At 59.0% G+C, this 23,451-nt stretch carries 18 protein-coding genes and 1 pseudogene; 8 read left to right on the top strand and 11 right to left on the bottom strand.

The window, feature by feature from the left end:
• Window positions 1-30 precede the first annotated feature (30 nt).
• The 3 genes from ACFWIX_RS08670 to ACFWIX_RS08660 form a co-directional block, all read right to left on the bottom strand.
• Window positions 31-573: a flavodoxin family protein gene (locus ACFWIX_RS08670; protein ID WP_377215719.1), complete on the bottom strand. Its 543-nt coding sequence runs from the start codon at window positions 571-573 to the stop codon at window positions 31-33.
• A 457-nt stretch (window positions 574-1,030) separates the two neighbouring features.
• Window positions 1,031-1,357, bottom strand: a complete 327-nt coding sequence (locus ACFWIX_RS08665) for a Fic family protein (protein WP_377215718.1) — start codon at window positions 1,355-1,357, stop codon at window positions 1,031-1,033.
• Between the two features lie 141 nt (window positions 1,358-1,498).
• Window positions 1,499-1,705 carry a ribbon-helix-helix protein, CopG family gene (locus tag ACFWIX_RS08660; RefSeq protein ID WP_377215717.1) on the bottom strand — a complete coding sequence of 69 codons (207 nt, stop codon included), beginning with the start codon at window positions 1,703-1,705 and terminating at the stop codon, window positions 1,499-1,501.
• A 128-nt stretch (window positions 1,706-1,833) separates the two neighbouring features.
• On the opposite strand from ACFWIX_RS08660, the gene ACFWIX_RS08655 reads away from it, so the two are divergent.
• From ACFWIX_RS08655 to ACFWIX_RS08645, 3 genes are all read left to right on the top strand, one after another.
• A complete protein-coding gene (locus tag ACFWIX_RS08655) occupies window positions 1,834-3,849 on the top strand; it encodes a hypothetical protein (protein ID WP_377215716.1) in 2,016 nt (671 codons plus the stop codon).
• Window positions 3,850-4,448: 599 nt separating this feature from the next.
• Window positions 4,449-4,595: a DUF4192 family protein gene (locus ACFWIX_RS08650; protein ID WP_377215715.1), complete on the top strand. Its 147-nt coding sequence runs from the start codon at window positions 4,449-4,451 to the stop codon at window positions 4,593-4,595.
• A gap of 928 nt (window positions 4,596-5,523) precedes the next feature.
• Window positions 5,524-5,949 (top strand): CHY zinc finger protein, encoded by a 426-nt coding sequence (locus ACFWIX_RS08645; protein WP_377215714.1) that lies wholly within the window; start codon window positions 5,524-5,526, stop codon window positions 5,947-5,949.
• On the opposite strand, the gene ACFWIX_RS08640 is transcribed toward ACFWIX_RS08645, so the two are convergent.
• The 7 genes from ACFWIX_RS08640 to ACFWIX_RS08610 all read right to left on the bottom strand — a co-directional run bounded on the left by ACFWIX_RS08640 (window position 5,844) and on the right by ACFWIX_RS08610 (window position 13,320).
• Window positions 5,844-6,455: an energy-coupling factor transporter transmembrane component T family protein gene (locus tag ACFWIX_RS08640; protein ID WP_377215713.1), complete on the bottom strand. Its 612-nt coding sequence runs from the start codon at window positions 6,453-6,455 to the stop codon at window positions 5,844-5,846. The genes ACFWIX_RS08645 and ACFWIX_RS08640 overlap by 106 nt on opposite strands.
• Window positions 6,452-7,153 (bottom strand): energy-coupling factor ABC transporter ATP-binding protein, encoded by a 702-nt coding sequence (locus tag ACFWIX_RS08635; RefSeq protein ID WP_377215712.1) that lies wholly within the window; start codon window positions 7,151-7,153, stop codon window positions 6,452-6,454. Before ACFWIX_RS08635 ends, ACFWIX_RS08640 begins: the two co-directional genes overlap by 4 nt.
• Before the next feature lie 33 nt (window positions 7,154-7,186).
• Window positions 7,187-7,819, bottom strand: coding sequence for a biotin transporter BioY (locus tag ACFWIX_RS08630; protein WP_377215711.1), 633 nt, complete (start codon window positions 7,817-7,819; stop codon window positions 7,187-7,189).
• Between the two features lie 313 nt (window positions 7,820-8,132).
• Window positions 8,133-9,440: an MFS transporter gene (locus ACFWIX_RS08625; protein ID WP_377215710.1), complete on the bottom strand. Its 1,308-nt coding sequence runs from the start codon at window positions 9,438-9,440 to the stop codon at window positions 8,133-8,135.
• Between the two features lie 437 nt (window positions 9,441-9,877).
• Window positions 9,878-11,266 (bottom strand): acetyl-CoA carboxylase biotin carboxylase subunit, encoded by a 1,389-nt coding sequence (accC, locus tag ACFWIX_RS08620; RefSeq protein ID WP_377215709.1) that lies wholly within the window; start codon window positions 11,264-11,266, stop codon window positions 9,878-9,880.
• Complete coding sequence (gene accB, locus ACFWIX_RS08615) at window positions 11,259-11,789, bottom strand: acetyl-CoA carboxylase biotin carboxyl carrier protein (RefSeq protein ID WP_377215708.1); 531 nt, start codon at window positions 11,787-11,789, stop codon at window positions 11,259-11,261. The genes accC and accB overlap by 8 nt, the downstream gene beginning before the upstream one ends.
• The gene (locus ACFWIX_RS08610) at window positions 11,779-13,320 is read right to left on the bottom strand and encodes a pyruvate carboxylase subunit B (protein ID WP_377215707.1); all 1,542 of its coding nucleotides are present in this window, start codon (window positions 13,318-13,320) and stop codon (window positions 11,779-11,781) included. Before ACFWIX_RS08610 ends, accB begins: the two co-directional genes overlap by 11 nt.
• A gap of 111 nt (window positions 13,321-13,431) precedes the next feature.
• On the opposite strand from ACFWIX_RS08610, the gene ACFWIX_RS08605 reads away from it, so the two are divergent.
• The 5 genes and pseudogenes from ACFWIX_RS08605 to ACFWIX_RS08585 all read left to right on the top strand — a co-directional run bounded on the left by ACFWIX_RS08605 (window position 13,432) and on the right by ACFWIX_RS08585 (window position 18,822).
• The gene (locus ACFWIX_RS08605) at window positions 13,432-14,208 is read left to right on the top strand and encodes an IclR family transcriptional regulator (RefSeq protein WP_377215706.1); all 777 of its coding nucleotides are present in this window, start codon (window positions 13,432-13,434) and stop codon (window positions 14,206-14,208) included.
• Between the two features lie 436 nt (window positions 14,209-14,644).
• Window positions 14,645-15,889 carry an amidohydrolase gene (locus tag ACFWIX_RS08600; RefSeq protein WP_377215705.1) on the top strand — a complete coding sequence of 415 codons (1,245 nt, stop codon included), beginning with the start codon at window positions 14,645-14,647 and terminating at the stop codon, window positions 15,887-15,889.
• A 60-nt stretch (window positions 15,890-15,949) separates the two neighbouring features.
• Window positions 15,950-16,636: pseudogene (locus ACFWIX_RS08595) on the top strand (amidase family protein).
• Between the two features lie 943 nt (window positions 16,637-17,579).
• A complete protein-coding gene (locus ACFWIX_RS08590) occupies window positions 17,580-18,284 on the top strand; it encodes a hypothetical protein (RefSeq protein WP_377215704.1) in 705 nt (234 codons plus the stop codon).
• A gap of 103 nt (window positions 18,285-18,387) precedes the next feature.
• The gene (locus ACFWIX_RS08585) at window positions 18,388-18,822 is read left to right on the top strand and encodes a hypothetical protein (protein ID WP_377215703.1); all 435 of its coding nucleotides are present in this window, start codon (window positions 18,388-18,390) and stop codon (window positions 18,820-18,822) included.
• 562 nt (window positions 18,823-19,384) lie between these two features.
• Here ACFWIX_RS08585 and ACFWIX_RS08580 read toward each other — a convergent pair.
• Window positions 19,385-23,098, bottom strand: a complete 3,714-nt coding sequence (locus tag ACFWIX_RS08580; RefSeq protein ID WP_377215702.1) for a hypothetical protein — start codon at window positions 23,096-23,098, stop codon at window positions 19,385-19,387.
• Window positions 23,099-23,451 lie beyond the last annotated feature (353 nt).

Genomic DNA, 23,451 nt, shown 5'->3' with positions numbered 1-23,451 from the left:
CGTTCTCCTCGTTTACCGGGACTTGCTTCCTCAGCTGGAGGGCCGATGCTCATCCTTGAGAGTCGAGGCGAGCGTCTGGCCCCACGCCCGTGCCCGATCCAGTTCTCCGGGAAGGAGCCCGCTGTCCCCACTGACCAGGAAACTCTCTGGATCCGCCACTAGCTCAAAACCGTGTTCTTTCAGTTTCTTTCCAATACTTTTGGACGCATGCCCAGTCAATAGTGCCGGCATGTCCACCCGAGTATCGAAGGCTGCTGCCTTGCCAGCGCCCGGCCCGAGAGAGTCGAGCCAATCACGTAGGCCTAAACCTTTGGCCGAGGGATCCACGGTCAGCCCTTTGTTCCTGCTCATGGAGTCACTTACGGCTGCATGACGTGTTTGCGCCCGGGTCATGCCGTGCGCGTGTGTGGGGCCGCCGACAACCAGTAAGTCGAGGCCGGCGAGATCCATGCGGGTTGCCTCTTGTGCAGAGACCACATCCGCGGCTCCTGCCGATCCCAGTCCCTCTGCTATTGCCAGAGCGATGCTGTGGGTATTGCCGTACATCGATTCGTAAACGACTGTTGCTTTCACTTTCCCGCCTACAATCTAGAATTTGTCCGAATGTCAATCCCGGAGAGACACTGTGGGCCGGCCACCCCGACCTCCATATGCAAAGGAATACATGTGTCCGTATGCCCGCGCATAGGGTCCTCCGGCCCGCTTTGCCGTCGCCGGCGCCGGCGGCGCGGTACGAAGTGCGCCCGAATATCCATCAACGGGCTGCGCACCGGCTATTTGCCTCAGCGCATTTGCGTGGCCACTCTTGGATGACGGCTGACTTGTGCGTCCCGCCTAGCCCTATCTCACCGGTCTCGGGTACGCGGGAGACACGCCCTTCCTGGGTGGCGGCCGCGTTTCCTTTCCGAGACCGCCGCGGCCCACTAGATTGTCGGTAACGAGCGACTTACTGGCGGACGACGAACATCGGATGGTGAGAGGTCCGAAGATCTGGCGGAGGTTCGCTCGCTGCAGGGCAGACAGCTTGCTTTCATCGTGACAGTGTTTGCCAAGAGGGACGAAGGTGTCCGAAGCGTCCGCTCTGGGGGCTCGCCGGGCCTCGGCAAATAGCCGCCGTACCATCGGTTTGCGCCAGCTCGAAGGAGACACTGCTCCATTTGGCGGCTGATACTGCCAGGGTGATAGCCGACGGATATCGTGCGATAGCGACGAGGTCGAAGCCTTCGTCCGTGGTGAAGTCATGGCGATAACCGTTGATCCACAGCAACAGCACCATGAGGGTCCGGGCGGTCCATTTGTTCCCATCAATGAGTGGGTGGAAACGGGCTACCGATTCCAACAAGGCTGCCGCCTTCACCGCCAGTTCCCGGGTAGGCTTTCGGCGCCCATGACAGTCGCAGCTGGCCTGGCCAATGCCGAGGCCATCAACTCGACATCACGGATAGGAACCCGTGCCGATCGACTACCCGAAGCGCATTCTCAAGGTCCAGGTATGGTGTCACGCGTCCTCAAGGCGCTTCAGCAGATCAGCGTCATGACTCATAACAAAATCAAGACCGTCGCTGATTTCACGCCGGCGGGCGTAGCGCTGCAGAACCAACTCTGCGCCCTGCAACAGAAGCGCGGACTTCGATGTATGTTCCTCGGCAGCCAACTTCTCCAGCCGCCGGTCAAGGTCTTCAGGAACACGGAGATTCATAGCCATACGCTTATGGTACGAAAACGGTACTTACACTGGAGGGGCTGCACGCACCCTAAATCGATTGAAGCACGCCTGCATTAATACGAATCCCACTCTGGTCAAAGGGATTGGTGTTTGCGTACTGTGACGCCATGAAGCACGAGCTCCAGCGTGGCCCCAAAGAAGAGGTTGTTGACGCGCCGGCGTTGGAATTGCGTGTTCATGGAATTGGCGATCAGCATCTTTTGGACGCCCTCGGCCACCCGCCTGTGCTCTTTCTGGGGTACCCGACTCGCCCTGACACGTTGGCGCCCCCGAGACTTCCTAACCACGAACTTCGGCTCATCAATTGGTCCCGGACGTCCCGCAGGGCAGCTCGGTTCCTCTGGTATTTGGCTCTGCCCTTCACGTTAATCAACGTGGCAGCAAATATGGCGCCTCCTCCGAACGGCCCCGGAACCCGCGTAATTGGGTGGACGGTGCGATTCATAGCCGTCATCATCGGTCTCGTGATGACCGTATCGCTCCATCTCTGGGGAGTCGCCATCATCGAAACTGGATTCCGCTGGATTAGATTGCCATCCGCGCCGCAGCTGCCCGTCGTTCCATGGCTGGATCCGGGCAGCAGCCAATTCCCAAACCTGGTTGTTACAACAGTTATCGCCCTTGGGATTATTCTGCGGGTCATCTTTCTGGTCACTCGAAGGCTGTCTGCGAATCCTGTAGCGCTTGGACTAATCGGAGCCCTGCACCTCACTGCTGTGCTCGCGACATCCGCTGTTCTTTACTTCTCACCACCGACTCTCTGGCGGGCACCGACAGGGCTGGGTTGGCTAACAGTTCAAAGCCCGACTACGCAGGACCAGCTTGAACAACTCCGTTCTTGGCATGCAACGATGCCTTTGGCAGAGTACTGCACGAGATTGGCTGAAAACCCCCAACTGTTCACTACCCGCTGGGACACACTGACGGCCCTGGTTGCTTCATCCGTTGGGCTGACTCTCTTGTTAGGTGTCCTGCTCATCGCAAGTGGATATGTGACCAAGTCCCAGATGGTGCCGAACTGGCCCGAAAGCCCTCGTGTCAGCGACAAACGCGCACCAAGAAGCCCCAGTCTGGCAGGCGCCGCCTTGGTGCTGATCATCGCCGTCTCATTGTTCCAAGCAACCGGTTCCGCACTCCGCTTCGGGGTCGGCTGGATAGCAACCTACCTCGATGGCTTCGACGGCTTCACGATCTTCCAGGACGGAACCGGGCTCAGCCCGCTCGACCGCCTGGTCATGCCCGCCTATGGCGGAGCGTGCGAAGACGCGGGTGCAATCGTTGACCGTATCCCCCTCTATGGGCTCGTCTGCCTCTTAATTCTCGTTCTGTCGGCATTCCTGATAAACGCCGTATTGCCTCACGGTGCAAGATGGCCACGGGAATGGGAAAGGACCCAACGCGCCGAATACATCCACCGGTTCATAGGCGGTCTTCCGCACACCCTGCTTCCCTCATTACTGTTGGCCCTCGCAGCCTCCGCATACGCCGGCAACGCTCTACTCTTATCCAGCTGGATTCGCGGACCTCTAGGAGAATCCCTCAGTGCGCTTATCTCACAAGTCATCGCCGTGGCGATCGTTGTGTTCATGCTCTTGGCGGGGCACATGCACTCGGTCAGCAAGATCTACAACCAGATTGCCGATGTGGCCGGCTTCTGGCCTGTCGAATGGCACCCCTGGGCAGGGCGGTCATATCGAGAAACTGTGATCCAGGGAGTGACAAATGAACTCAACCGGCAGGGCCTGGAACGCATCGCCCTAGTAGGGCATTCGCAAGGATCAGTAATCTGCGCCTGGCTCCTCGTCCACACGGAGCTCGACAATGATCGGCGGGTTCATCTGATCACCTGCGGCTCCCCCCTTTATTCCCTTTATGCAGCCTTCTTCCCCGCCCACTTCTCCGAGAACTTCTTCGCCAGACTCAGCAACAAATCAATCTCCCTCGCAAATTTTTGGCGCAAGACAGATCCTATTGCGACCCCAATCCCCAGCGCCAACCGCCTAGACAACGTACTGCTGGATGATCCACTCGAACCCGAAAAGGATCCAGAACCCCGAGTTCACAGCGACTACTGGATCGACCCCGATCAAATTGAACACATCAGACAGAAACTTAAGCCCTAACGCCCTGCTGCCGGCGCCTCGGAGGTAGTAAGGCGGCAGCCCGCCTATCCGGCCGATTGCCCAAAATCTACGGCCAATTTGACAGGCGTAAATGCCCCATCGTCCATTGCCGAGATGAACGGCTGACCTGCCGGCCCGGGTCAAGACCATCCGGACCGATCACCACGGCGACAGGTCAAATCGTCTGCTGGGTGTCGGCTCACAGGCCGTGTTCGGATTTCATAGCCTGACCCAAGAATCATTCCCCGGCTCTTTCCGACCGGCAAGACAGCGATACCGTCCGCACTCATCCCGCGCCGGCCATGCCGCCTGATCTCCGCGCGCCAATGAATGCGCGGCTGCTTGTCATTCTGATACGTCCCATGATCGCTGGGCGGGCCCTCCGCGCAACCAAGGCGCTACCGCGCCGGCCCCGGAACCGAAAACTTCCCCACACCCGCAGTAGAAGCAGTGCCTGCGGATGAAGTTTTCGGCCCCGTTGCCGATCCCCCAAGTTGCACCCAGGCTCAACCCAGCGGATGGTCCCCTACGAGAACTACGCCCACCACCGACAACCGCAGAACAATGTCGACGCAAGGGGGTCTAGGAGAACAGTGATCATGGAAAAGCTCGCCATCAAGACACCGCCGGATGTGCTCAGCTTCATCGGGCACACCCTCGGCTTCTGGCCGAAGGAAAGCTTGGTCTGCATTACCCTGAACGAGAACAGCATCAGTGCCACCCTTCGGATCGACATGCCCCGCTAGGCCGGCCTGGAGCTCCCCTACGCGCGCACCGTCGCCCACTACCTCACGGCCGACACCACCGCCACATCCATCCTCTTCCCCCTCTACACCCGCGAACCCTGCCAACCCGGACATCCCAAACCCCACGCCGGCACCATCACCGCCCTCACCGGAGTCCTCGCCGAACAAGGCATGACCATCCGCGACGGGCTCTTCGTCGGAGACGACACCATCTCCCCCTACGACGACGAACCCGGCCACGAACTCGCCTGCCCGTCAGCTCCACCCAGGCCAGCGCCATCAACGCCGAATTCATCTACCGCGGCAGCGCCATCCAACCCAACAACCAAATCACCCTCCCGACCAGCCGAGAGGCAACTGCTAACGCGGCCGCCGTCGAACGCCACTTTGACGCGAAGCCTTGGTCCGCCGCCAAATCGGACGCCGCCTATTCGACGAAGCCAGATACCGCGAAGCAGCCCAGGAATTCGAATGGGCACGCGACCTCTACCGTCGGCCACCGCGAACACCAGGCCCAAGCCTGCCAACAGGCCATGGCCCGCGCCCTGCAGCTGATAGCCTCCCCCACTGAAGTCCCTGAGTGAAGGTCGCCCGACATCTGCTGCCACTGCGAGAGCACGGTTATCAAGCAGGTATTACAGCCTGAGGCGGCGGGACCCAATGAATCTGAAGCCTGACAGGATCCTGGCCCGAACTTCACCGCCTTCAAGGTTCACGCGCAAACGGTCCTCGAACCGCGGGATACGCCATCTAAGAGGGGCCAAGATAACCGTTGGGATGTCGGGAGCGTTCCTTCACTGGCGCTGTAGCCCCCAGTGCTGGCAGTGAAAAAGTAAGATGGGTATGGTTGGCACTCCAGAGCTCGGCGTTCGGCGGGATTGGTGTGCACGCAAGAACTTGTGCACCGTAACAGGACCGGAAGGACTCCATGGAGGTTTACGGGAAACCCATCGATGAGCAGACGCGCTGTGTTCACTACCGGACTTACAAGGACGTCGTCGCCATCAAGTTCCGCTGCTGCGGAAAGTACTATCCGTGCTTCCGGTGCCATGAAGAATCCTCCGGCCATCCCGCCCAGGTGTGGCCGGAGGATCAATGGCAAGAGCGCGCCATTCTCTGCGGCGTCTGCCGGGCAGAGCTGACCATTGCTGATTACCGTGCAAGCACCCGCTGCCTATCATGCGAGGCGGAGTTCAACGAAGCATGCAGGAATCACGCCCACCTCTATTTTGATGTCCTGCCTGAGGATCAGGCCTCAGAAACGTCGAATTCGAGGCCTCGGGCTGAGATGGCATCACCGATGGCTTCGGCAGACTGGATCAGCCCGACGATAACGGGAACCACAATTTCATAGCCGGCGGCCTTTTGACCGCGGGCCACAAATGCTTCCCGCGCCGTGGTGATAGACGCTGACAGCATCGGAACCGCGCGTACCGTAAGCGACAGCACCAGGCCGGCCCGCCAGGGGCTGACGCCGACATGATGCAACGGTCCAAGAACTTTACCGAATAAGTCCAGCATGTCGCTGCTGCGGGTGGTGTATGTCAGCAGGCTCGCCAGAAGAACGGCCACGCATATCCGGACCCCGAACACTGCCCCACCGTGCAGACTGCTGAACACCATCTGGGCTGCGACCGTCAGCACTATGAAAGGAATCACGGGTAGGACCGCCGCCCAAGCGAACGGCAACCGGATGCCGGCGACTGGGTAGAGCAGCACGCTGAACAGCAGAATGCCGCCCAGCGCATACAGATTCTCTACGAGAAAAACACCTGCAAGAATCAGGGACAGCAGCAGGAATTTCACGGACGTTGGCGTCCGGTGCAGGACCGAAGCACTATCGACATAGAGACCGGTCATAGGTGAATGTTCTTCTTTTGACGGGAGCCGATCAGGCGCCGATAAGCGGCAACAGTCTCCTGTGGCGATCCGTCGAAGTGAACCTGCCCCCGATCCATGACAATGACCCGATCGAAATCCTCAATGATTTCCAAATGGTGAGTCATCAGGATGATCTGCTGGCTCAAGGCGCCGATGGTATCGAGGAAGATATGGACGTTGTGCAAATCAAGGAGGGTAGTTGGTTCGTCGCAGATCAGAATCTCCGGATCGGTGACCAGGACGGAGGCCAGGGCGAGCATTTGCTTTTGCCCTCCGGAAAGAAGGTGGGGTGAGTGGGCGGCAAGTCCCGATAGCCCGTAACGGTCCAGGGCCTCGGCCACGATGTCGGCCTTTTTCAGCTTGGACAGTTTTCGTCCCCGTAGCCCCAGACCGATGTCCTCGGCAACAGAGGGCATGATGATCTGGTGATTTGCATCTGAAAACATGAAACCGACCCTGCGACGAACCCGGGCAGCGTCCTTGCGCGTATCAACACCATCCACTGAAATGGATCCGCGCCGCGGGACCAACAACCCATTTAGCGTCCGGGCCAAGGTGGATTTGCCACTGCCATTGGCGCCAATGAAGGCGATCCGGTGCTCGTGAAGTTCGAGGTTTACTTCCCGGAGCACCTGGAATCCGTCGAAGTCATGGCTGACATTTTGCAGAGAAATCATGCACACACGTCCTTCCTGCTGCCACGAGCGACCCTAGACCGCCCTTTCGCCTCGCCGGACACCTGCAGGCGGAACCGGATAGGCGCGATGCACTGCAGCTGCTACCAACGCGGCCAGTACTGCCTTAAGGATGTCTCCGGGAAGGAATACCGCCGAACCGACCAAGGTGACGCCCAGATCCAAACCGGTGAACAGGGGCGACACCAGCGCTCCGAGCAGGTCAATGACCAGCACTCCACCGAGCAGAACGGCGGTCAGCACCTTTGGAAAATAGCGCTTTCCAGAACGGATCCTGTCCGTAATAAAACCTATAACGAAGGCGCCGGCGACCCACCCGAGCAGATAACCCAATGACGGGGTCATGAACACGCCGATACCTCCCCGGCCTCCGGACAACAGCGGGAGACCTGCTGCAACCAGAGCCAAAAAGGTCACGATGGTCAGCGTTCCCCGCCGAGCACCGAGAACGGCGCCAGCCAGGAACACGCCGAGGTTCTGCAGGATGATCGGCACTGCAAGACCTGCAACTGGAACCGCTACAAATCCCAGGGCTGCTATGAGCGCCGCGAATAGGGCAATAAGTCCCAGGTCTCGCGGCAACAGCAAGGGGCGTCGACCGGGGGAACACAGCTCGGCCCGTTGCTTGGCAATGGAATTACGTGACATGGATATCCTTTCAGCCACGACTCCGGCGTCACGGCGAGTATGGTTTTTTTCGAGGAGACTTCAACGCGGGACTAACTGCCTATGTTTTGTCCAGATGTTTGATGGAAAGGCGGCACCCGACCCCCAGTGACGTCGTCGCCTTCGAGGATCCCTTTCGGTAACGGCGACGTGGGGGCTACGGCCGTGTCAAGGCGTGAAAGCTTCCCTGTTGTACGCGCTCACTATGTGCGAATCGACACCGCACCGTACCGTTGCAAAGGCATCTGCCCCTTTAGCTGGAAGCCAAAGGGGCAGGTGCCATCGAACTGAGCTGCTAGGCGTCTTTCAAGTCGATACCTTTGGTCTCGCGCAGTTTGTAGACCACGAAGCCCGTCATTGCACAAAGGATCATTATGTAGACATTCGACATCCAGCCCAGAGACCAGCTGTTGAAAAGTGCGTTGAGATAAGGTGCTGTGCCGCCGAAAATTGCAACCGAGAATGAGTACGCGAAACCAATGCCCTGCGTCCGGATCCTGGTTGGGAATGCTTCGGAAAGAACGGACGCGAGCAGGGCGCCGGAAGCGCCCACGATGAGGAGAGCCGTTGTGGAAGCAACGAACAGCGTCCAGGGCTGGGAGTTGATCATGCTCATCAGTGGGATTTGGGCGATGATCATCGCGAGTGCAAAGCCGATGAGGACAGGGCGGCGTCCGATCTTGTCTGACAACCTGCCCCAAAGAGGGAGCGAAACCAGTGCAATCAATTGCGCGAGAACAGTAACCCAGTAGGCTCCTTCGGCATCCATGCCCTGCCTGGTGATCGCGTAGGTGGACGCGTACGACGTCCACGTATAGTGAGCTGCTGTGATTCCGGATGTCATGCCGATCATCATCAGAATGGACCGCACGACCTTTTTGCGGTCCACGGGCGGCACCGTGTAGACAGCCCGCGTTTCCTGCTGTCCGTCGAAGACTTCGCTTTCACTCATGCCCCGGCGCATGTACAGTGCGGCAAGAGCGAGTACGGCGCCGAAGAGGAACGGAATACGCCATCCCCACTCCGCAACTTCCGTGTTGGAGAGCACATTTGTGACCCCGCCACCGATTGAAAAGGCAAGGACAGATCCGCCGAAGATCGCCACGAACACAATTGAGCCCCATTGACCTCGCTTATTGTGGGGTGCAATCTCGGCAATGTATGTGTTGGCAGTCGCAGATTCACCGCCATGCGCAAATCCCTGGGCAACGCGGGCGAGAAGCAACAGAACGGAAGCTGCAACGCCAATCTGACCGTAGGTGGGCATCAGACCAATCAGCAACGACCCGCCTGCCATCATGAGCATCGTTGTTATCAGCACGAACTTACGGCCCTTCACATCGGAGATGCGTCCGAAGATGATGCCGCCGAGTGGTCGCATGAGAAAACCAACCGCGAATACCGCCAAGGTTGACAGCAATGCAGAGACGGGATCGGTTGAGTTAAACATTGCCTTCGCAATGAAGGGCGCGAACACCGCATAGGCGCTCCATTCGTACCATTCCAAGATGTTGCCGACCGTACTGGCCATCATGGAACGTCGTCTGATAGCGGCTGCTCCCGCCGCCGTTGGTGGCTGCTCGACATTGAGGTTAAGTGCCATGAAAGAGATTCCTTTGTAGTCGTGCGACGTCATTTGTTGTCGTTGATTCCCGGTCCGGTCCCCCGGCCCATACCCCTCCTAACCAGACGGCAAAGGTTAGTCAGGACGATATTTAAGGCATCGCATGGTTCGGTGTGCATCGCCTCGGCGACTCGGGATACACGCCGTCCGAAGACGTCTTAGTAGCCGGGTCAGCGCTGCGGTCCGTTGTCGTGTGGTGAAAAGTTGTGGTACCGATCGATCGGGCACTAGCTAGTCCGAATCCAGGTCATACTGAGCGTCAGGCAAACTTTGAGGGCTGCTCATAGTGCCTGCAAAAGAGTTCTGGCCCAAAGACACCCAAGACTCCACAACTGGGCGGCAGGCCGAGATGCTTGCCTCGTGCTGCCCAGTGAGCAGTCTGCGGCCCCTGTCACTGTCCGCGGTTATCCGCCAGTTTATGTTTGGAGCAGTGCGAACTCTCCTCCTGCTCGTTCTGTCTCCAGGAACTGGGCGACGAATGCGGTGTTGAAGTCTCCGCTTACGAACTTCTCCGTCTCCAGGATTTTTTTGTGGAAGGGTGCTGTGGTGGTGATGCCTTCGATGACGAGTTCGTCCAGGGCGCGGATGGTTCGGGCGATGGCCTCGTCGCGGTCCTTGCCCCAGCAGATGAGTTTGCCGATCATGGAGTCGTAGTAGGGCGGGATGGTGTACCCGGTTTCGATGTGGGTGTCCATCCTGATCCCGAAGCCACCAGGGGCACGGAAGCTTGTGATTGTTCCTGGGCGTGGGACGAAATTATTCTCCGGGTCTTCGGCATTGATGCGGCACTCGATGGCGTGGCCAGTGATGACGATGTCGTCTTGGGTCAGGTTCAGCAGCGTTCCGCCGGCGATCTGCAGCTGGAGCTTGATGAGGTCAATGCCGGAGACCATTTCGGAGACAGGGTGTTCAACCTGGATCCGGGTGTTCATCTCTATGAAGTAGAACTTGCGCTCGACGTTATCGAAAACGAACTCCACGGTCCCGGCGTTTTTGTACCCGACCTCGTGGCAGAGCGCGACCGCGGCGTCGGCCATCTCCTGCCTGAGCTCAGCAGTCAAGACCGGGGAGGGTGATTCCTCGATGAGCTTTTGATTGCGTCGCTGCGCCGTGCAGTCACGCTCCCCTAGGTGAAGCACGGTCTGGCCGTCGGAGATCACTTGAATTTCTATGTGCCGGATGTCGGTGAGGTAACGCTCGATGTAGACCGACGGGTCACCGAACGCGACCTCGGCCTCCGACATGATCTCCGTGAGATCCTTTTCCAGCGTCTGGGCGGTTTCGACGACGCGCATGCCGCGCCCGCCGCCGCCGGCTGCTGCCTTGATCAGGAGGGGGTAGCCGACCTCGCTGGCCACGGCGAGGGCTTCGCTGTATTCAGCAATCGCGCCCAGTGAACCGGGAACGGTGGGCACCCCTGCCCGGCGGGCGATTTTCTTGGCTTCGATTTTGTCTCCCATGCGGCGGATGATGCCGGCAGCGGGACCGATGAAACCGATCTGCTCTTCTTCACACAGTGCGGCGAAGTCCGCGTTCTCGGAGAGGAAACCGTAGCCAGGATGGATGGCGTCCACTTTGTAGGCAAGTGCTGCGCTGATGACCGCGCGCCGGTTCCGGTAACTGGCCGTCGCTTGCGCTGGCCCGATGCAGACGGCCTGGTCCGCCAGTTTTACGGGCAGGGAGTTGGCGTCTCCTTCGGAGTAGGCAAGGACACTGCGGATGCCCAATTCCTTGCACGCCCTGATAACTCGCAGGGCTATCTCACCGCGGTTGGCGATGAGCACGCTTTTCAGTGGTTCACCCATCGCGCTTGATCACCATCAGGGGCTGACCGAACTCGACCGCCTGCTCGTTCTCGACCAGGATCCTCACGACAGTGCCCTCGACCTGCGCCTCGATGTTGCTCATCAGTTTCATGACCTCCACAATGCACAGCACCGACTCGGGAGTGACACTGTCACCAACCGAAACGAAGTTAGGGGCACCGGGTTTCGGGGCCGCATAGAAGATTCCGACCATCGGTGCCTTGATCAGCACTTCATCGGAGGCGAGTGCGTCGGCGGAGAAGGGAACAGTCCGGGAGTTTGCCAGCGGTGCCGTCTCGACCGGTGCAGGCACGGCGACCGGGGCGGGTGCCGGAGTTGCAACGACCGGAGCAACCGCAGATACGGGAGCGGGTGCCGAAGCCGAGGCTGGCTGTTGCTGGTCGCGGGAGACGAACAACTCCACGTCGCCGAACTTGAGGGACAATTCGCGGACGTCCTGGGTGAGGTTCGCCCAGTCAACGATGGCCTTGAGTTCCGCGATATCGGGCGGGTTAAGCGACATTTTCGTTTTCTCCTTTTTTGATGCTGATTTGCAGATTTCCTGCGCGCAGCGATTGGCTGCCGGTCTGACTCTTCTGATGGATCGCCTTGATCAGGTCCAGAAGCGGCCGGGGGATTTCATCGGCGTTTCCGCCGTTTGCAACGGTTTTCTTCATTTCGTCGACCTGCGTGCCGGCGAACATCGCGCGCAGGAGCAGCAGGTCGATGCTCTCGTCGGGATAGCGCTTCCGCAGGTCGGGGAGCATCGGCGCGACCGGGGCGGGTTCGAGTGCGATGTTCGATGCGCCGTTGGCCACGATTTTGGCTTGCAGTTCCGGGTCAATCGGCGCCAGCAGCGTGCCGTAGTAACCCAGGGCATACTTCTTGATTTCGTTCGGCACTATTGAGTAACGCTCACCTGAGATCACGTTCATCACCGCCTGGGTCCCCACGAACTGGGCGAAGGGGGTGATCATGATCGGGAAGGCCAGCTCGGACCGCACCCGGGCCACTTCGTGGAGCAGCTCATCGAAGCGATGTGAAAGGCCTGCGGTTGCCAGCTGGGAGTGAAAGTTGGACAGCATGCCCCCGGGAAGCTGATGCATGAAGTGCAGGCCGCTGTACGCGACGGGATGGCCGACCGGCTTGTCCTCCGCCTCAGCAATGGCTGAAAGCTTCCCGCTGATCGTATCGATGATGTCGTCGTCGACATTGACCATATACCCGAGAGCCCGCAGATCACGCACAATATCCTGCGTCGCCGGCTGCGCGGCACCGTTGGCCATGGGACCGACAGAGGTATGCAGCGCGTCGCAGCCTAGTTCCACCGCCTCCAGATAAACCAGCGGCGCCAGCCCCGTCAGACAATGGCTGTGCAGCTCCAGAGTCCGGTCGCCAATAGCTTCTTTGAGCGCAGGAACCAGAGTGCGGACCCGGTCGGGCGTCAAAAGGCCAGCGGCGTCTTTGAGCATGATCGCATCGACATCAGCCTTCTCAATCAGCTCCAGGGCCTTGGCGACGAAGAGCTCGTCAGTGTGCACCGGGCTCTCCGAGAACGAAACCGCCCCGAACGTGGACGCTCCCAGCTCCTTGGCCCGGATCAGGCCCGGAGCGATATTGTCGATGTCGTTGAGTCCATCGAACGAGCCGATCACCCTGAACCCATTGGCGTACAAGTTCTCGACCCAGGCTTCGATGACATCGTCGGCTAGGAAATCAAACGCAGCAATGTTCTTGGAACGGATCAACGCCCTGAACCTGGTGTTGGGAGCATGCTCATGCGCCAGGCGCACCCGCTCCCACGGGTCTTCCTTCAGATAGCGCACCGCCACATCAAACTGAATCGGCGCCATCAGATCGACCTGGTCAAAACCTACCTTGTCGAATTCACCGGCCATCGAAACGATGTGATCACTCCGCATCCGCGTCGCCCACAGGCTTTGATGCGCATCACGCAACGTCGTATCAATAATCTTGATCTCCCGACGGCTGCCCGCCGGACGCCCACCAAGACTCATTACCGACGTAATCGACGGTGTGGTGCTAGTCGACATGGCTCTCCTCATATCAATATAGTGAAAGTTAGTTTCAGGATCTGCCATACTATGGGGTGACCCGGCTAACAAAGTCAACTATTTTTCGAGGCAAGCGGAATGGATGAAGCAATGACTGCAGCGTCAACGAGCGAAGGTGAACCCCTAAAACAACGCCAAGTGATCCAATCCGTCGCGCGGGCTTCGCGCATCCTGCTCGCGGTCGCTCGATCAGCACAAGGACTCACCGCAACTGAGGTCGCGACGGGCCTCGGCCTCGCCATGCCCACGGCCTACCATCTGCTCACGACACTTGAGGAAGAAAAACTACTGAGCAAGGAGTCGGGCAAGCGCTACACCCTCGGCCTGGGCGCCATCGATATCGCGAACTCACCCGGCCTGCGCGTACGCGTCGACGCCAAACACAGACAGGCCCTCAGGCAACTCGCCGAGACCACACGTGAAACGGCATATCTCACCGGCTGGTTCCGCGGGGAGATCCGCATCCTCGCCACGGTTGAAGGATCACAGGCCGTGCGGGTCGCCGGCCTCGAAGTGGGATTCACGGGTGATGTGCACGCACGAGCAAGCGCCAAGGTCCTCCTCGCCTTCGCCGACGAGGAACAGCGCTCATCGATCCTGGACAACCATGAATACACCCGATTCACCCCGATGACGGTGAGCGACCGCGCCGGTCTCGAAGCCCAACTGGCCGAGATACGACGCACCGGAATCCTCTACGACCGTGGCGAATACCGTGAGGATGTTCGGTCCTTGAGCGCCCCGATCCGTAGTGACGGACGCGTCGCCGCTGCCTTGGCGGTCACGGTTCCATCCAGCCGTTACGAGCGTACTGAGGCAGCGCTGGTCGCGGCTCTCCTCTCAGCAGTCTCCTTGGCGCAGCAGTAGGTACGGCGCCACGATATCAGGCCGGTCGCCGTACATCTCTCAGCGGGTTGTCGAAATATTCTTCGCAGATGCCGGGATCAGGGACAGCTTTGATCTACTGCTCACCCTGGCGACCCACGGTCCTGGAAATTTGGATGAGCCCGCCTAGGAGTACGAAGCATCCGCGGGCGGAACAGCGCCCGGTGAATGCTGCTGGTGGCCGGTATCCCTAGGATATTCATGGAGCGGCCAGGGCCGGCCTGGGCACGGCGTGGATCAACCGGTCCGGCGGGCACTACCCTGGATATTTTCAGGCTCCGGACTACACCGTTCCCGGCCTGGACCACCTGGCCTGAGGGCCAAGGAACAGCAATGACGAATCTGGCAGCGCTTAGCCCGCCAGTGGCGACATACCCGAATCCGCAACTAGTCACCGCCCGCCATCGGAAGGAACTCCATGACCACCGCCACCACATACTTCGAGCTGAGCGACACCCGCCAGGCCGAAATGCACGATCTGTACCGCCACCTGCACGCACATCCGGAACTGTCCATGCAGGAAACCAGGACGGCCGAGTTCATCCTGCAGAAGCTTCAAGCACTCGGCCTAGAGGCGTTTCTGTGCGGTGGCACCGGCGTAGTAGGCGTCCTCCGGAACGGTGACGGGCCAGTGGTCGGTTACCGCGCAGACACTGACGGTCTTCCCATGCAGGAGGATACAGGGCTCGATCACGCCAGCACCGAAACAGGCACGTTGGCGGACGGGACGGCGGTCCCCGTCATGCACGGATGCGGCCATGACACCCACATCACCGTCGCTCTGACGGCAGCGCAGCTTCTCAGCGAGAACCAGGACACTTGGTCCGGCACCGCTGTCTTCATCTTCCAACCGGGGGAAGAAACGGCCGCCGGTGCAAAGGCAATGGTTGAAGACGGACTCTGGGACAAGGCGCCCACACCGGAGATCATCTACGGCCAGCACGTATGGCCCGGTCTGGCAGGAAGCGTCAACATCAGCAGCGGCACAGCGATGGCCATGGCAGATTCATGGAAGATCACCGTCAGGGGTCGCCAAGCACACGGCTCCCAGCCCGAACAGTCCATTGACCCGATTGTGCTCGGAGCCCACATGGTGGTGCGGATCCAAACCATCGTCGCGCGCGAGATCCACCCCATGAAAAACGCAGTCGTGACCATCGGCACTTTCCATGCCGGCCTGAAGGAGAACATCATCCCGGCCACGGCGGAGTTCTCCGTGAACGTCCGGACCTTCGACATCGACGTCCGCACCCGCGTGCTCGAATCCCTGCGGCGCATCATCCGCGCCGAAGCCGACGCTTCCGGCGCGCCCGCACCGCTCATTGAAGAGATTTCCAGCTTTCCCCAGTGCTACAACGATCCCGCCTCAGCAGATGCCCTCATCACCGAGCTCCAGGCAACACTGGGCGAAGACCGTGTAAACGTCGTGCCCCCGGTGATGGGCAGTGAGGACTTCGGGCTGCTCGCCGAGGTGCTCGGGGCACCATCGGTCTACTGGATGTTCGGCGCCTTCTCCCAAGAAAGGCTCGACGCCGAAGGCGACCTGCCGGGCAACCATTCACCGCATTTCGCCCCCGATGTTGAGCCGACGCTGAGCACCGGAGTCCGGGCAGCCTTGACTGCCCTGCTGTCCCGGATGGGGACGTCCCGGGTCCGCCTGTAACGGCGGACGCTGGTTCGCTTTCGGCCACCGATCTGACCTTCGCTATCCGACGTCGGGACAATTCTGCTCGGAGGCCCTGGTGCGCACTTCGCCCGCATCGATGAAGTCGACGGCCGGGCCAACGCAGTCGTGACCGAAGACCGTGAGGACGCATCGGCGCTCGCCGCGGCCGCGGACAGTCTCACCATGTCCGGATCAGAACTCCCGCGGCTGCGCGGCCTGCCCATGGCCCATAAGGACACCAAAAACACTCAGGGGGCGCCAACCACCTACGGGTCCGTCATTTTTCGGGATTTCGTCCCTGACGTCGAGGACCTGGTCATCGCACGGCTCAACGCATCAGGCGTCGTAACGACAAGGAAGGCCAACGTGCCCCGTCTGAGGCAGGACCACTCACGTTCGCTGAAGTGTTAGGCACGACGGTCAACCTGTACAACCCGGACGTGAGCGCGCGGGGCAGCAGCGGGGGCGCGGCTGCCCCGTTGCCCCCGCATCGAACCCCCCGGCGACGGCAGCGATATGGGAGGGTCCCCGCGCATCCCGGCCTCATTCTGCAACATCTCCGGATTCCGGCCGTCGCTGGGAGTGAGCCCCTTGGCGCTGACCCACAACTCATGCCCCTGGCTGGCCCGGACGGGAATGATGTGGGGGCATGCGCTGGCCATGGCTTCCGTACCGGACCGGATTCTCTGCGCCCTATTCCTTGTCGGTTACAAGCGGAAGATTCGGGGAACCATTGCAGAGTGACCTGGCTGGTCTGCGGATCGCTTGGTCGGCCGTTTTCGGCTGGACATCCTGGTCGGAAAGGATGTACTGCGCGTCCAAACCAGTTGCAGCGATTCGACGATCTGGGCGCAATCTCGAGGACGCCGCCGCTACGCTGTCACGCGCCTTCAGGGCGCTTGAGCAGATCAGCGTCATGATTCACAACAAAATGAGGGCCCTCGCTGCTTTCACGCCGCGCGCGTGGCGCTTCAGAACCAATTCTGCCCCCTGCGACAGAAGCGCGGAGTTGGAGGTGTATTCATCGGCAGCAAGGTCTCCAGCCATCGACCGGTCTTCAGGCAGGCGGAGATTTCATAGCCATGTCTTCGCGCTATACATCATGCCGTCGCTGGCTTAGATGCCCATGTGGCCCCAGTTGTTCGGACCTGCACGTTCTTGGACTATAAAGTTTGGATTGGGATCAGCCGTTTGCAGCTACTACTCATTCTTGCAAAGGTCAAGCATTGATGTGAAAAAGCCCCTGGCCTGCGGAAACACTGTGCCCGAGGTGGGACTCGAACCGCATTCGAGGCCTTGCTAACACTGGGAACCCGCGAGGACACGCCGCATCCGAAGCAGTCCGAAGCCTGTACGAAGTAGTTCGAGCTGGAAAGTGTTGACATTGTCAACACGTAAACTCCATCGCTTCAGAACCCCAGACAACGACCACTCTTTCCAACCTAGTGGTGCGGTCGTTGTCTGTTTCTGACAGGCCGTAGCCACAAAGGCCATGAACGCCACAACCGCTTGTGACCAGACAATAGCTTGCCCATGACGATCCAATCGACATCTTTGCCGTGCTCGGGGCCGGGTCGCCTTCGGACTTAACCTGTTGATGCGTCCATTGATAACTCCGCAGAATATGGTGGAAAATCTGAACCTGACTCATAAGGAGGCTGCCATGCGGTGGGGCGTGGGATGGTGCATGACATGGACCATCCTTGAGTTGGGCCTCCGCTACAACGTTCTGGGCTATTTCGTGGCTCATGCCCTTAGCTGGGGAGATGAACTGATTCTGAGGGCCGTCGGCGTCGCACTCGCGCTCCTAGGAGCAGTGCTCACTTCGCCGCACGGATGGAAACGAATGCTCTTCCTGTCTAGGTTCTGGTCGAAGGCACTCTTCATAAGAGTTCAGATGTGGCTTAGCAAATACTTCAAGTTCATACCTCGGCCGTCGACTACTGTTTATCCCGGCTCAGCCCTTAGCGGGGGAGGTATCTTTACCGCCAGGGTCATGGCACGGATCAACATACCGGCCGACGCAACCCCTGAGAGGAAAATTGAACTACTAGAAGTCGCACTCAAGAACCTTCACGCTGTTGTGAACGGTGATTACGAAAACTTGGATAAGAAGATTTCGGACGTACAGGCGCTCGTGAGCGAGGTGAACGATAAGACCGCCGAACTGCAAGCCAAAATGGTCAAGGCTCAGGAGGAAGCCGCCTCAATCGATGCAGCAGGCATCCCCGTGATCGCTGCCGGTGTCCTCCTCAGCGGCATACCAAAGGAACTAGCCATGCTCCCAAGCGTAGGTTGGGCCATTCTCGCCGGCTCGATGTACCTCGCAATCGCCATGACGCGCAAGACGATCAAAGACGGCGCTTGGGGCAAGAAAGGTAGTGAGGCGTAAGTAGGATTACGGGATGGACTTCAACCCTGACACCTAGGGAACCGTCGCGGATTGGGTCGGCGGCCTTGGTACTACCGCCGCCTTCGTCGCCGCCGTCGTCGTCGTGATCGCCAAGGACGCCAAAGTACGTAAGCTGGCGCAGGCGCGCCAAGTCGCCTATGTTTCGGAAAACAGAATCGTTTACAGAAACGCCGATGTGAATGGAGTTACTCACCCCGAAGAGGTCAGGGACTACATCCTGAAGAATCTAAGCGATGAGCCGATCTACAAGATCTACTTTTACTACCACGATCGTGCGACACGGCTGCGATATCTTTCGCGATGCAATGTGTTCTTCCCTGGAGCAGACTTTATCTACCAAGGCGATGACGAGCATTTACCGCTTGTGGCATTCCGCGACAATTCTGGTAACGGGTGGGTTCGTAGCCTCGCAGGCAGTATATTTGTAGCCGCGAATGTGCATGGAAGAAGGCATGCACATCTGGAGAATCATTTGTTCAAGGAAATGGCCAAAATGTCGGGAGTAAAATCAGGATAAGTCCCTCTCCGCCCCCTCGTTTCTGGCCCACGCAACTCCACACTCTTTATGAGCCATCGCCACGGCGAAATCGTGATCGGTGGTGAACTTACCGCTTTTGCTGACCTTCCCGCTGGCACGGCTAATCCTGGTATAGAGGCTTTCCTGTCCGTTACTGCCGTCGCCACAGCGATTGCGATTGGTTGCGGCGGCCTTCAATCCGCCGGCACGAATTCCTGAGATCTATTTGTTTCTCTGTGGCAGTGGAAGCTTGGGCTGGTTGAGAACCCCGCAAATTGGCCCTAAAGAAGATGCATGAAGCTCGATCTTCCGGTTGGCGCCGTCCGCGTCGTTCACTACCTCGCGCTTGGACTTTTCCCGGAGCAGATGAAGTTCAGGCTGAGCTGATGCTTGAGATCTTGGTGCGGCAGACGGTATCAGCTCGTTCTTTATCCAGGCGTCGATTCTTCTCAAACTTTCATTTCGCGGCTTGTGAAACATCTGACCCCGAACTTTAAACTCTCGAGGTGGTGGCGCTTGAAAGGTGTCCGTCGGCGGGCAGCGTGCTGTGGAGTAGGAACAGCTAGGAGTGCCGCTTGCTGACCTCGAACACATGTTTCTCCGCATTCTCCTCGAACTTGTTGACGATGCCATCATTTTTAAGGCGAGCCAAAACGGCTGCAACACCTTCGAAGACGTCAATCTGGGGACGCTCCCATCCTGGCGTCGTCAGCTTGCTGTAAGGCTTCCCCAGGCCATTCAGCGTAGACTTCAGCGCTTCGAGTTCGATCGTAGCGGCCTCAACACCGAGCAGCTTAAGGATCGGTTCACTGCTTTCCCAGCCTCCCTTGGTGGCCATTGTGACAATTGCATCAGCGGTCGGCCTGCGACCTTCAGCAGCAGCCCATGTGGCGAGTGCGGCAGCACCCTTGCGGCCAAGTTTCGGAGCGAACACATCAAGCTCGTTGAGTAGGACTTCCTTAACCGGGTCGGGCACCGGCCCCGAAGCGATTCTGAACAGTTCGTCCCCGCTCAGCGGCAACTGGGTCATGTATGTCGGGAAGGCTTTGGAGACAGAGATCAACTCCCTCTTAATCTCCCACTCATCGTCTCCCAAGATTCTGTACGCGTCAGCGTCATCCAGAACTAAGCCCTTTTGCACCAGGGCGGGCAGGACGGTGTGTGCGTCGTCCTCGAGCTTCGCCGCAGCAATGGACCCCGGTGCTAGCCGCAGCACATCGACAAGCTGTAGCTTGACGCAGTTGCCGAGCGCCACGGCGTTCACAATATTCACTGCCAATGGTCCGAGGGGCGTAGCGTCATCCTCAGCTACTGTGATGGTCCCAGCAGTCCTGAGCCAGTTCGCCAGGTCCGAATCGACGTCGTGGTGGTCGATGTAGGCCGCGACATTGCGTGCGGTGAGAGGTATCCGGTGCGCGCCGGCGATGGCTGGCCAGAGTGGTGCGTCGAGCTGGTCGAGGTCGCTGAGCATGCAATCGGCACTGGCTCGACGGGCGACGTCTTCTAGGGCGTCAACGTCTGCTTCGGCTACATCCGTGAGTATGTCTGCAAATTGGTCCGGGTCCGCAACGGTGGGTACGTTCGTGGCCTGGTCGATCGCGCTGATGTAGTCACGCAGATGAGCGAGAACATGACTGTAAACATCCGACTCCCGAACCTCTTTGATGCCGTCCAGCGAGAGGTCAGTCGTGTCTCGTAAGACCGCCACCAGATTCGTCAGGGTGATCGGGTAAACGCTCCGCTTCGAAAGTTCAGTGCGTAGCGGTTCGGCAGCCCCGCTCATGTCCTCGATCCGAATACCCATTCGCAGAGCCGTCTCCGCTATCGCAACCGCTTTTTCAGCGCTCAGCGGTGCTTTGACCGTCAGAAGATCGGGGAGGGCCGTGGCGAGCACAGTGCGCTGCTCCGCGCTTAACGAATAGGACAGTTCTGGGCGGACACCAGTCAAGGCGGCGTCCAGCAGCTCATGATTGCTAGCTTCAGGGTCCAGCGCGATAAGGAAGTCAAAGATATCGGGCCACATCCTGCTCAGGCGCTCGATCAGCATTGGAGCGGACTTGCCAGAAGTGATGTAAGCCTCGATGAAGCTGCGGTCGTTGACGGCGTTGTCGGCTAGCCGCCGGATCGGCTTATCGAGCTTGCCTGGGTCCTCCTCGAAAAGGTAGTCGAAGACCTCGATGTTGTAGACGCTCTGCCCACCGAGCAGGCGATCCGCTTCGGCATCGAGGACTGCCTTTATATCTTCGGTGTTGACCTCTTCACCAGTGCCGAAGTGGTACTCGACGTCCATCTCGTCCGGTTGGACGGCCTTGATAATAAAGTTCATTGCAGAAGCGCTAATCGCTTGGCCAGGGAACTGAGTGATATAAAGCGTGAAGTTTTCGTCGATGAGCCCGGCCCGCAGCAGGTCTAGCACGAGGCCTGCCCCTTCGAACAGTTCCTCCGCTACATCAGCAAACGAGCGCTCGGCGCCGTCATACCAAAAGAGCCTTTTAGTCTCCGCAAGAGCATCGGTCATCGTCGCGTGTTGTGCAACCCGGTGATCGGCGACCGCTTGGATTATCTCGTCGTCAATTTTCGCCTTGGCCTCATCAGCCCACTCGTCTTGGGTTAGGGGGTACCCCATGAGGGTCTGTACCTTATCGAACGATAGAGTTTCCCCTGAGTAGCCCGCCCGGTAGTAGACGCCCAGGTTTCCCCTGTCCTCCAGGTACGAACGCCAAAAACCCACGCTGGAGATGTCGCTCCACGAGTAGGTGGCTCCGGCAGCAACTACTTGCGCGTTTCTTGTGTCTATGTTTTGAGTATGTCGGGCCAGCAAGACGTCCTGCAGTCTATTCCCGAGATTGGCGCTACGGGACTTGATCGCATCGATCCGACGCAACCGTGCTCTAGCGCTGCGCTCGGCATGTCGGGCAGAGGCTGTCTGCTGCGCTACCCACTCGCGGTATGCACGGTAGAGCGTGTCGAGGAGGCTAGTGCCGTCGCGGATTCTTTCGTAGTCGGCGAGATAGATGTTCTTATAAACAATCGAAGAGAACAGTCGATCCGCAGTCAGCTCTTGAAGGCCATCGGCGGTCAGAATGCGGCGCCCGAACACGTCGTACTCGTTGCAGACGTTCTTTATGAGGCGCATGTCCGTGAGATGAGCACCCACAATGTCTACTACCGCGTTGTCGGGCCTCTGCTCCGGAACGATGACTTGCAGCTCTTGGCGTATCAAATCTCGTGACGTCCTGTGCGAGATAAACGGCACCATCGGTACGACCAGGTCAAAAAACTTGGTCCTGTTGGTGGACATCAATCGCCGCGTTTCACGACGGTCAGTCGATGTTGGGGGTTCCCGACCTTCTGCCTCATCTTTGTCGTCTCCAGCCTCAACATCCAGTTGCTCAAAGATGCTGTCCCGTATCGCGTAGACGAACCGGATCGGCGCCGCGCCAGTCTGCTCCGCATTGTTGAGCAGCATATTGAGCTCGCGAAGAGTCTCGAAGATGTGCGGATCCTTGAAGCGGTCGAGGTCCTCGAAGATCACCACCGCCGTCTTGGACGTCTGGAAGAAGTAGACGATCTCATCGAGGTACTCGTCGAAGTAGGAGGAGGACGAATCAGATAGCGTCACTTTGGTCGGTCCGGCAGCCAACTCACTAACTCGGAAGCGTTGCTGGAGCAGGCGCTGGACCGCCAGCGCGGCCCATACAGCGAGCCCGAATACCATAAGTAAGCTCAGCCACTGGATCGTTCCTGCAAGGCTGCTCCACAATCTTTCGTTGACCCAAGACCAAGCCTCCGGAGGCAGGGCATCCTTGACCTTGTCCGGAAACCTTGCTAGCAAAGCGAACGCAGCCGCCACGAGACCAACTCCAACGGCGGCTGGCAGGGCGCGGCCCCTGTGGAACGTGTCGAGCCGGCTATAGCGGGAGGCTGGCATGGCCGAAGGCTTTCGCCGGTACAGGAGTTGTTTGACGATCTCCTTTTGGATCAGGTTTGTCTTGTCGAGAGCTTTTTCACCATCCCTCCGGACGCGACCGTCACCAATGCCCAAACTCGGAATCGACAGGTTAACAACCTTGACGCCATCCTTCTCGAGCACTCGTTGCGTTTCCTCGAGAACGCTGCTCTTGCCGCTGCCATAGTGACCTGTGAGAGCGATGTTGCGTGGCGCGGCCGGTCCCGACCTGACGAGTTCCGTCTCTAAGATCTTGACGTAGTCGTGGTGCTGGTCGTGAACATAGGCCGGACTCAGAGACCGAAGATTAGCTGGTGCTTCAATCATTCGTGCTGCTTCCTTGCCAGCAGGCCGCCAGCGAACATGCTGCCACAGTGGCGCCAATCGTGCGGAAAGGAAGCGAAAGACAAAGCCCCCAGTCTTTGGCATTTCCTGTTGACGTTCGGTCCCCATCGAGCATCCCTGTTTTCAGGCGACGGACCTAGGTACTGCGCCAATCTAGTGCTTGCTATCGTTCCTATGCTCCTGCATGTTTTCGGCGCACGGACGCTTCGACACGGACTATTTCATTGCCAATAACCAGTGGTCACCGAGTCCACGTCTTAACTGTGACATCGGAGCAACTCGATGAACTGCCTAGGATTTTTCGAAAAATGGCTGAACGCCAACCCCATAAGTCA

This window comes from Pseudarthrobacter sp. NPDC058362, from assembly GCF_042723515.1.
GTDB lineage: Bacteria > Actinomycetota > Actinomycetes > Actinomycetales > Micrococcaceae > Arthrobacter.
The sequence above is the reverse complement of the archived record's forward strand: the minus strand, read 5'-3'. Positions and strand labels throughout refer to the sequence as shown.

Coding starts and splice junctions, on each gene's coding strand:
- ACFWIX_RS08625 (WP_377215710.1), bottom strand. CDS start 9,440: ATGGCACTTAACCTCAATGTCGAGCAGCCACCAACGGCGGCGGGAGCA.
- accC (WP_377215709.1), bottom strand. CDS start 11,266: ATGGGTGAACCACTGAAAAGCGTGCTCATCGCCAACCGCGGTGAGATA.
- ACFWIX_RS08650 (WP_377215715.1), top strand. CDS start 4,449: ATGGAAAAGCTCGCCATCAAGACACCGCCGGATGTGCTCAGCTTCATC.
- ACFWIX_RS08640 (WP_377215713.1), bottom strand. CDS start 6,455: ATGACCGGTCTCTATGTCGATAGTGCTTCGGTCCTGCACCGGACGCCA.
- ACFWIX_RS08635 (WP_377215712.1), bottom strand. CDS start 7,153: ATGATTTCTCTGCAAAATGTCAGCCATGACTTCGACGGATTCCAGGTG.
- ACFWIX_RS08660 (WP_377215717.1), bottom strand. CDS start 1,705: ATGGCTATGAATCTCCGTGTTCCTGAAGACCTTGACCGGCGGCTGGAG.
- ACFWIX_RS08645 (WP_377215714.1), top strand. CDS start 5,524: ATGGAGGTTTACGGGAAACCCATCGATGAGCAGACGCGCTGTGTTCAC.
- ACFWIX_RS08655 (WP_377215716.1), top strand. CDS start 1,834: ATGAAGCACGAGCTCCAGCGTGGCCCCAAAGAAGAGGTTGTTGACGCG.
- ACFWIX_RS08600 (WP_377215705.1), top strand. CDS start 14,645: ATGACCACCGCCACCACATACTTCGAGCTGAGCGACACCCGCCAGGCC.
- ACFWIX_RS08605 (WP_377215706.1), top strand. CDS start 13,432: ATGACTGCAGCGTCAACGAGCGAAGGTGAACCCCTAAAACAACGCCAA.
- ACFWIX_RS08610 (WP_377215707.1), bottom strand. CDS start 13,320: ATGTCGACTAGCACCACACCGTCGATTACGTCGGTAATGAGTCTTGGT.
- ACFWIX_RS08590 (WP_377215704.1), top strand. CDS start 17,580: ATGACATGGACCATCCTTGAGTTGGGCCTCCGCTACAACGTTCTGGGC.
- accB (WP_377215708.1), bottom strand. CDS start 11,789: ATGTCGCTTAACCCGCCCGATATCGCGGAACTCAAGGCCATCGTTGAC.
- ACFWIX_RS08630 (WP_377215711.1), bottom strand. CDS start 7,819: ATGTCACGTAATTCCATTGCCAAGCAACGGGCCGAGCTGTGTTCCCCC.
- ACFWIX_RS08580 (WP_377215702.1), bottom strand. CDS start 23,098: ATGATTGAAGCACCAGCTAATCTTCGGTCTCTGAGTCCGGCCTATGTT.